The 8864-nt window shown below is 38.7% G+C and carries 7 protein-coding genes; 2 read left to right on the forward strand and 5 right to left on the reverse strand.

What is annotated here, in order from left to right; all coding sequences use genetic code 11:
• Positions 1–10: 10 nt before the first annotated feature.
• The 3 genes from AM629_RS23415 to AM629_RS23950 form a co-directional block, all read right to left on the reverse strand.
• Positions 11–841 carry a cupin domain-containing protein gene (locus tag AM629_RS23415; protein WP_054478758.1) on the reverse strand — a complete coding sequence of 277 codons (831 nt, stop codon included), beginning with the start codon at positions 839–841 and terminating at the stop codon, positions 11–13.
• A 262-nt stretch (positions 842–1103) separates the two neighbouring features.
• Positions 1104–2687: an AMP-binding protein gene (locus tag AM629_RS10625; protein ID WP_054478760.1), complete on the reverse strand. Its 1584-nt coding sequence runs from the start codon at positions 2685–2687 to the stop codon at positions 1104–1106.
• A gap of 95 nt (positions 2688–2782) precedes the next feature.
• Positions 2783–2950, reverse strand: a complete 168-nt coding sequence (locus AM629_RS23950) for a hypothetical protein (protein ID WP_161804225.1) — start codon at positions 2948–2950, stop codon at positions 2783–2785.
• 780 nt (positions 2951–3730) lie between these two features.
• Between AM629_RS23950 and uspA the strand changes: the two genes are divergently transcribed.
• Both uspA and gdhA read left to right on the forward strand, forming a co-directional pair.
• Positions 3731–4162, forward strand: coding sequence for a universal stress protein UspA (gene uspA / locus AM629_RS10635; protein WP_054478764.1), 432 nt, complete (start codon positions 3731–3733; stop codon positions 4160–4162).
• Positions 4163–4421: 259 nt separating this feature from the next.
• The gene (gene gdhA / locus AM629_RS10640; protein WP_054478766.1) at positions 4422–5765 is read left to right on the forward strand and encodes an NADP-specific glutamate dehydrogenase; all 1344 of its coding nucleotides are present in this window, start codon (positions 4422–4424) and stop codon (positions 5763–5765) included.
• Positions 5766–5800: 35 nt separating this feature from the next.
• On the opposite strand, the gene rsmJ is transcribed toward gdhA, so the two are convergent.
• Both rsmJ and prlC read right to left on the reverse strand, forming a co-directional pair.
• Positions 5801–6544 carry a 16S rRNA (guanine(1516)-N(2))-methyltransferase RsmJ gene (gene rsmJ / locus AM629_RS23420; protein ID WP_054478768.1) on the reverse strand — a complete coding sequence of 248 codons (744 nt, stop codon included), beginning with the start codon at positions 6542–6544 and terminating at the stop codon, positions 5801–5803.
• Positions 6545–6550: 6 nt separating this feature from the next.
• Entirely contained in the window at positions 6551–8593 is a 2043-nt protein-coding gene (gene prlC / locus AM629_RS10650) for an oligopeptidase A (protein ID WP_054478770.1), read from the reverse strand.
• Positions 8594–8864: the final 271 nt, after the last annotated feature.

Consider the following 8864-nt stretch of genomic DNA (forward strand, 5'->3'; position numbering starts at 1 on the left):
GGGGATGCGTTCACTTGCCGCCGCCCTGCAACTTGAAATCTATTGGGTATATACCGTAAATTTTATTATTAATTTTAATTAGTTTTTGTTTTAGCTCACCATCTAAGCTGGATTCAATTTCTAACCTATATTTCTTTGATTTCATAGGATCAATGTTTATCATTTTTTTATAAGAATTTAGTTTAATAGCTGGAGTCCCTAATTTAAATATACGTTCTAATATACTAAATTTTGATGTATTCTTAATTCTATCAATAAGTAAATTGCAAATAATTAATCCTCTAATAGATAAAGCATAGTGATTAATTCCATCTCTCGGATCATTGTCTCCAAGCCAGACAGTATCTCCATTTCTGTCATTTTTTTGCTCAGAGTCGCTAAATATATGTAGAGTAATGCTATAATTATTTTCGTCAGGATTTCCCAGAGCATGTATACATGGAGGAATAAGATATCCAGTATCTCCTTCTTGTGCATAAATATGATGGCTGACGATTAACTTATGATCATCATTTTTGTAGATTTTAATAAACATTTTATTGTACACAATTCCGCTAACACTCCACGTATTGTGCAGATGTGGTTGATTTTCACTTTTAGGATTCCAAAGGAACAAATTCATTCTCCATTTGTTATTTTCATCAATATATATGGGAAGATAAGTACTGGTTTTATTGTATTTCTCAACATTATTTAAAATTTTATTAATGCAGCTTTCTATAAATTCATCATTTTTCACTGCGCGTGAAGTAATTTTTCTAAGCATTGTAATCATATTTTCTATTGAATTTTTATTTATGATCTCATGATTAATTAAATTAACAAATGAATTAATTAACATTTTAATATTCCTCAGTTAGATATTAAATTTGATTTTTTCTATGTGGATGAAATAATCTATAAATTCCGTAATTAATAAAATAATCTTCAATAATAAATACTTTCTCAATACATTGTAAAAATTCTTAACATTTCCTTTTAGCGAAAATTTTTCATATTATGTCAGTATGTTTTCTTTATCTACTCCAAGTTATTTGTTTTTAAATATTTTAAATGATATTGTTTCGCCAATTTAAGATATTGTAAACAAATTAATTTTTTCATTAACAATTATAAGAGTATTCATTTAGAGTTTTAGAGCTAAGTTTATGTCTTAATATTTTCCCAGAATTGTTTCGAGGTAAGCAATCCAAAATTTCAATTTCGCTGATGTGTTTATATGGTAAATCAGGCCATTTCTCTTGGGTGATTTTGCAGACTTCCTCTTCAATATTGATAGATATTTCGGCATGTTCCTTACAAACTATGCAAGCCTTTAATATTATAACGTTTTCACTATTTTTTTCTCCTATTACTGCGCATTCAATAATAGCATCATGTTTTAAAACCTCGCTTTCTATTTCATATGGTGAAATCCATTCCCCACATCCTTTCTTTATCATATCATCTGAACGACCAATATATATTAGGCGACCATTTTCTTTCTTGAACAAGTCATTACTGATATGCCATCCATTAGAAAAACTAAGTTTTGTATTTTGAGCATCATTTAAATATTCATTTGCTACACTGGGCCCTTTGATACATAGTTTGCCTATAACACCATCATTTGAAATTTCTCCATCATCATTGATAATTTTAGTTTCAAACCCATTTAAGGTTATACCGGCAGTTTCAGGTTGTATATCTTGAGGTTTATTTGAGAGAAATATATGTCCAACTTCTGTTGAACCAAAACCATCAAGTAATGGAGTTTCTGTTACTTCACTCCATTTATTTAAAATTGTTTTTGATAATACCTCTCCAGCAGAGGTCACTATACGTAAAGACTCTAACTCTTTATTTTCCTTGTTCTTTAGTATGTCTGAAATAAGCCTTGGTGTTCCTAGAAACATAGTTGGTTTGTTTGTTTTCATTATTTCTGCTATTTTTATATGTGTAGTTCTTTCTGGAAAAATAATACAAGTAGCTCCATAGATTAAGCTAAAAAGCAGAGAACCACCTAAAGCATATCCAAATGTTAATTTTGGAACAGCAACGACTATATCTTTAGAAGACATTTTTAAGATATCATTGGCAAATGCACGAGCACAATAAAGTATATCCTTATGTCTTCTTGGTATTGCTTTGGGTTTTCCTGTAGTTCCTGAGCTACATAAAACATATGCATATTGATTGAAAATCAAAGATGGGTATGTATTGAATACAACTTTGTATTCTTTTGATTTTTCTTCAAGCTCTCCACTATAAGTATAAAAATCTCCACTAAATAGTATATTTTCACTCCAATCTAGGGTTGATAGCTTTTCCTTTATACCAATATCCGCGACAATCATGTTTGCTTCGACTTTTCTTGCCATATATGATATTTCATCAGAACTGCTTAAAGGATTGACTAATACCGCTGTACCACCGCATGCTATGATCGAAAAAAGAGTTATTACAAATGCTGGAGTATCTGATAGTGCAATAATTACAGGTGATGTGCTATTAATGATGTTTAAATTTTTTAGGTAAAAAGAAACTGAGGATATATTTTCAGCTAGCTCATGATAAGATATATTTTTATCTCTATAAATTAAAGCGATTTTATCTCCATTGTTTTCTCTTATATGCCTATAGATCAAATAATCAGTAAGATGAATCTTATTACTGTTTAAAATGTCATCGAAATTAATATTAGACATACTCAGCTCTCTTGTAAATTTTAAGATAAAAATTAATCTAACTTCATTGAAAAATAGGTATTAATCGGGTATTTATAATACCCGATAATTTTAAGTTATGAACAACTTAGGCATCCCATACCAGCAGCTTCTACTTGGTCTAAAACTTCTACCATTTCTAAAGACTCAAGCTCCTGAATTACAAGGCTAAGTTCTTCTTGATCGATTATAGGTTCATTCATTGGAATATCCTTTGATAATAGTTTATACCTGTTATCTTTCAAGTTGCCTCTTTGTTGGCTGCACTCTCTCACCCCGGTCACATCGTTATCTATGCTCTCGGGGATTCGCTCCCTTGCCGTCGCGATCCATCTTGAAATCTATTGGGTATATATAGATGACAAATTACATATTAATTAATTTCGTTAATTAATCTATATCAAATGATTATCAGGCTAACAATGGTCATCTATTTTCCATATATTATAATATGAATAATATTGACCATTTCTCCTTTTTATCCTTAATATTTTTTAATGTCAATGATATTTTAACATTAAAAATTAAGCTTTCTTTATTTTTTGTTAACTTATTGAAATATTATAAAAATAAAATAATTATTTTACCCTTGTTGAAGAAAAAATTAACACTAGCATATAAGAATTTAAATAATGTTTTTAAAATTAGTAAAATCAGATGGATAAGTAATGATTTAGTGAATGAACACAGATTAATTGGAGATGTCCTGTTCCTGTTTGCGAGCCGTATCAGTAATATCTACCTCAGATTATTAGGATTTCACGTAAGAAATGCTATTTGAGAATGGAAAGACATAAGGTGGACAAGAAAGACCATAAAACCAGAGTCTGATTTTGTTCTCCATCAAGTGGCAGGAATAGCGATTGTGGTATATGTTGTTGGGTGAATGTTCTTTGTTCGATAGCTAAATACGATGAGTTGTGATCGAAACAACACTTTCAGGACATTCTAAACAGTAATAAACATAGGATAGTGGCAATTTTCCCTGCCAACTCATTAATTAGCATTATGGAAGGAGTTCGCTTATGGCTTACAAACATATTCTTGTTGCGGTTGATTTATCCCCGGAAAGTCAGGTGTTGGTGCAAAAAGCTGTTTCCATGGCAAAACCGTACAATGCTAAAGTTTCCTTGATCCATGTTGATGTTAACTATTCTGATCTCTACACCGGTTTGATTGACGTTAATCTCGGTGACATGCAGCAACGTATTACTGATGAAACCCGCAATGCGTTAAAAGAGCTTTCCACAGAGTCAGATTATGACATTCAGGAAACTTTGAGTGGTAGCGGTGATCTGGGCCAAGTATTGGTTGATGCAATTAAAAAATATGACATAGATCTGGTTGTTTGTGGGCATCATCAGGATTTTTGGAGCAAACTAATGTCTTCTGCTCGTCAGTTAATTAACACTGTTCATGTTGATATGTTGATTGTTCCTCTGCGTGATGATGAATAACCACAAATTGAAAAATTATTCGGTTAAAATGCCTGCTTATGCAGGTATTTTTTTTGATGAGATGAGGTGTAGTTTGGTTTGTTCCCAGTGCCATCAAGAAATTTTTTTTACCATTCTGTAAAAAAACTTCTTGAAAGATGAATATAGAACAGTGATATATTCAAAGAGCAAACACAACTTACCTCACATTTTCGACAAAAATAATTATCAGAAAATGGTGGGGGAGACATCACAACTGAAGTAAAAAAGGAAGGGTTAAATGAGCTGTTTACTATCTTTGTCTTCATTTCTTGGATCAATTCAGCGCAGGGATGAGTATCAACCCGAATATCTCCAAGCTGTCCGGGAAGTTTTCACCTCACTTTGGTCGTTCCTTGAACAAAACCCAAAATATCGAGAACAAAGCTTACTGGAACGTATGGTAGAACCGGAAAGGGTTATTCAGTTCCGGGTTTGTTGGGTAGATGATCAGGGCAAGGTTCAGGTAAACCGTGCATGGCGTGTACAGTTCAACTCGGCCATTGGTCCATATAAAGGTGGTATGCGTTTTCATCCATCGGTGAACCTTTCTATTCTGAAATTCCTTGGCTTTGAACAAACATTGAAAAATGCACTGACAACCTTACCAATGGGTGGGGGTAAAGGGGGTTCAGATTTTGATCCTAAAGGAAAAAGTCAGGGCGAAGTGATGCGATTTTGTCAGGCGTTAATGACAGAATTGTATCGCCATCTGGGACCAGATACCGATGTTCCGGCGGGTGATATTGGTGTGGGTGGCCGTGAAGTGGCCTTTATGTCAGGGATGATGAAAAAGCTCTCTAATAATACGGCTTGTGTATTCACTGGCAAAGGTCTCTCTTTCGGCGGTAGTTTGATTCGCCCGGAAGCAACCGGTTATGGTCTGGTTTATTTCACCAATGCCATGTTGAAACGCCATGGTATGGGCTTTGAAGGTATGCGTGTATCGGTTTCCGGTGCAGGCAATGTTGCACAATATACGATCGAAAAATGCATGGCATTGGGTGCGAAAGTGGTTACTGCTTCTGATTCAGGCGGTACAGTGGTTGATGAGGAGGGGTTCACGCTGGAGAAATTGGCTCATCTGGAAGAAATTAAAAACCAACACTATGGTCGTGTGGAAGAGTATGCCAAAGAACGGGGACTGACTTTCTTAAAGGGGTTACAACCTTGGTCTGTGCCAGTTGATATTGCTTTGCCATGTGCCACTCAGAATGAGTTGGATCTGGATGCGGCCAAAGTGCTTATCAAGAATGGCGTTAAAGCTGTTGCTGAAGGGGCAAATATGCCTGCAACCATTTCAGCGACTGAAGCCTTTATTGAAGCGGGTGTGTTGTTTGCGCCAGGTAAAGCCGCTAACGCGGGGGGGGTGGCAACGTCTGGCTTGGAAATGGCACAAAACGCAGCACGTTTAGGCTGGAAGGCTGAGAAAGTGGATGCACGTTTGCATCACATCATGCTAGATATTCATCACGCTTGTGTTGAGTATGGTGGCGAGAACAAACAGACCAATTATGTTCAGGGGGCGAATATTGCTGGATTTGTAAAAGTTGCCGATGCCATGCTTGCCCAAGGCATTTTGTGAATTGAAGATATCAGCCGCAATATGCGGCTGACTTTTCAGCAAGGATAAATATCAAAACGGTGGTTTTTCGTAGTGATAGCTGCTGATGCAGCTATTCCAGCTAAAGGCTCTGCATAATCAGGCCGTTTTACTACTACACGACGTTTTGCTAAAGCGCGAGCAGGGGATAATAAATTATCAGCATCTTCATCAGCGCCAACCAGAGACTGAAACACTCGCATCTCTTTTTTCACCAATGCACTTTTTTGCTTGTGTGGATACATAGGATCGAGATAAACGACATCAGGCTGTGGCGTAATATCGGCCAGCGCTGTAATGCTCGAGGCATGGAGCAGAGTCATACGTTCTTGCAACCAGCCACCAATTTCTGCATCCTGATAACCGCGTTGCAGCCCATCATCCAGCAATGCCGCGACTACAGGATGGCGTTCCAGCATCCTTACATGGCAACCCAATGATGCCAATACAAAGGCATCTCGCCCCAGACCTGCGGTAGCATCCACAACTGTCGGCAGATAATCTTTTTTGATCCCTATGGCTTTAGCGACTGCTTCGCCGCGACCGCCACCAAAGCGGCGGCGATGTGCCATGGTACCTGATATAAAATCGACATAGATACCACCTAGCTTTGGCTCATCCAGTTTGCGAAGTTCAAGGCGTTGAGGGGTAAGAACCAACGCCATAATAGCGTTTTCATCATGTACCAACCCCCAGCGCTCCACTCGTTGAGATAAGGCGCTGTTATCAGCGCCTTGTTCACAGATTAAACAGATACCCACCTTAAATTATCCTTTAATACCGGCCTTGCGCAGCATTGCATCCAGTTTTGGTTCACGGCCACGGAAGCGTTTGAACAGCTCCATTGGCTCTTCTGAACCGCCACGGGACAAAATGTTATCAAGGAAAGATTGCCCGGTTTCGCGGTTAAAAATGCCTTCTTCCTCAAAACGGGAGTAAGCATCGGCTGCCAACACATCAGCCCATAGATAACTGTAGTAGCCAGCGGCATACCCACCGGAAAAGACGTGGGTGAATGAGTGAGGGAAACGACCCCATTCAGGTGAAGGCACTACGGAGACTAATTTCTTCACTTCCTTTAAGGTCTTCATGGTCTGAGCACCTTTCTTTGGATCATACTCAACATGTAGACGGAAATCGAACTGACCAAACTCAAGCTGACGTAAGATCCGCATAGCAGCCTGATAGTTTTTCGCGGCTAAAAGGTTATCCAACATGGATTGTGGTAGAGGTTCTTGAGTTTCGTAGTGACCAGAGATAAATGCCAGTGCTTCTGGTTCCCAACACCAGTTCTCCATGAACTGGCTTGGCATTTCTACCGCATCCCACGGTACACCACCAATACCGGAAACGCCGGCGGTTTCAATCTGGGTCAACATATGATGTAGACAGTGACCGAACTCGTGGAACAGCGTGTTGACTTCACTGTGAGTGAACAGCGCTGGTTTATCGCCAACAGGTCTGTTGAAGTTGCAGTTCAGATAAGCGACAGGCTTTTGCAGTTCGCCGTTGGAACGACGCATTCTGCTGATACACTCATCCATCCAGGCGCCACCACGTTTATTCTCACGTGCGTATAGATCCATATAGAAGCTACCGCGCAACTCATTGGTGTCATCATACAGATCAAAGAAACGGACATCTGGGTGCCAGGTTTCTACATCATGGCGTTCTTTGGCAGTAATACCATAGATACGACGAACAACCTCGAATAGCCCTTCAATAGCCTTTTGTTCAGGGAAATAAGGACGTAACTGCTCATCATTGATAGAGAATTCGTACTGTTTTTGTTTCTCGCCATAATAAGTCATATCCCAAGCTTCTAGCTTGTGGGCACAATGATGCCATTTAGCAAAACCTTTTAATTCATCTACCTCTTCTTCGCCTTGTGGATGAGCACGTTTTGTCAAATCATTCAGAAAATCCAATACTTCCTTAGGATTTTTTGCCATTTTGGTAGCAAGGGATTGTTCAGCATAATTTTTAAAACCAAGCAATTGAGCTTGTTCGTGACGCAGCGCAAGAATTTCGGCGATCACTTCGCTGTTATCCCACTTACCTGCATTTGGTCCCTGTTCGGATGCGCGGGTATTGTAGGCATAATAAATTTCCTGACGCAGTTCGCGGTTATCTGCATAGGTGATAACTGGCTGGTAACTTGGTGCTTCTAAAGTCAGTAACCAGCCTTTTTGCCCTTTGGCTTCTGCTTGGGCTTTAGCGGCGGCAATCGCACTTTCAGGCAGACCAGACAGATCCTTCACGTCAGTAATTAACTTGGTCCAGCCCATAGTGGCATCAAGCACATTATTGTTGAATTGCGAACTTAAATCCGACAAACGGGCACTAATCTCGCCATAGCGTTTCTGCTTCTCTTCCGGCAGACCAATACCTGATAATTTAAAATCACGCAGTGAATTTTCGACAGCTTTGCGTTGAGGTTGAGAGAGTTTCTCAAATTCAGCACTCTCACGTAATGACTTATACGCTTGATATAACCCCTTGTGTTGACCTAGCCAGGTACTGAATTCGGACAGTAATGGCAAACTTTCTTCATAGACGGCGCGTAATTCTGGACTGTTTTTCACCGAATTCAGATGATTGACAGGTGACCATGCACGGGACTGCTTATCACCGGCTTCGGCCAATGGTTGACACAGATTATCCCAGGTAAAAACAGTATTCTCGGCCAATATTTTTTCGACAGTTTGGCGATAATTGGCAATCACTTCTTTCACAGCGGGAACAACATGTTCTGGTTTAATAGAAGAAAATTTTGGTAAACCTGATGGAACGAGTAACGGATTAGTCATATAAAGCGTCCTTTATTATGTGTTGGATACATTGCTGAGCGGAGCAACCTTGTATCGTAATGGGTATCGGCTAATAAGATGTAGGTAAAATTCGACAAACTCAACGCGAATGTTGAGTTTATGAACAATAAAATTTAATGCTTTTTAGCGAAAAACGCCGTAAACCCTCGGCCAGTGCGGGCGGGGATATAAGGCGAAAAGCCCGCAGGGCTTTAAAGATCAATCTGGCGTTGACTGACTCTGAACGTAGGCTCTGAGCGTTTCAATCGTT

The organism is Photorhabdus heterorhabditis, from assembly GCF_001280945.1.
In the GTDB taxonomy this organism is placed as follows: Bacteria; Pseudomonadota; Gammaproteobacteria; order Enterobacterales; family Enterobacteriaceae; genus Photorhabdus; species Photorhabdus heterorhabditis.

Coding starts and splice junctions, on each gene's coding strand:
- gdhA (WP_054478766.1), top strand. CDS start 4,422: ATGAGCTGTTTACTATCTTTGTCTTCATTTCTTGGATCAATTCAGCGC.
- AM629_RS10625 (WP_054478760.1), bottom strand. CDS start 2,687: ATGTCTAATATTAATTTCGATGACATTTTAAACAGTAATAAGATTCAT.
- AM629_RS23415 (WP_054478758.1), bottom strand. CDS start 841: ATGTTAATTAATTCATTTGTTAATTTAATTAATCATGAGATCATAAAT.
- uspA (WP_054478764.1), top strand. CDS start 3,731: ATGGCTTACAAACATATTCTTGTTGCGGTTGATTTATCCCCGGAAAGT.
- prlC (WP_054478770.1), bottom strand. CDS start 8,593: ATGACTAATCCGTTACTCGTTCCATCAGGTTTACCAAAATTTTCTTCT.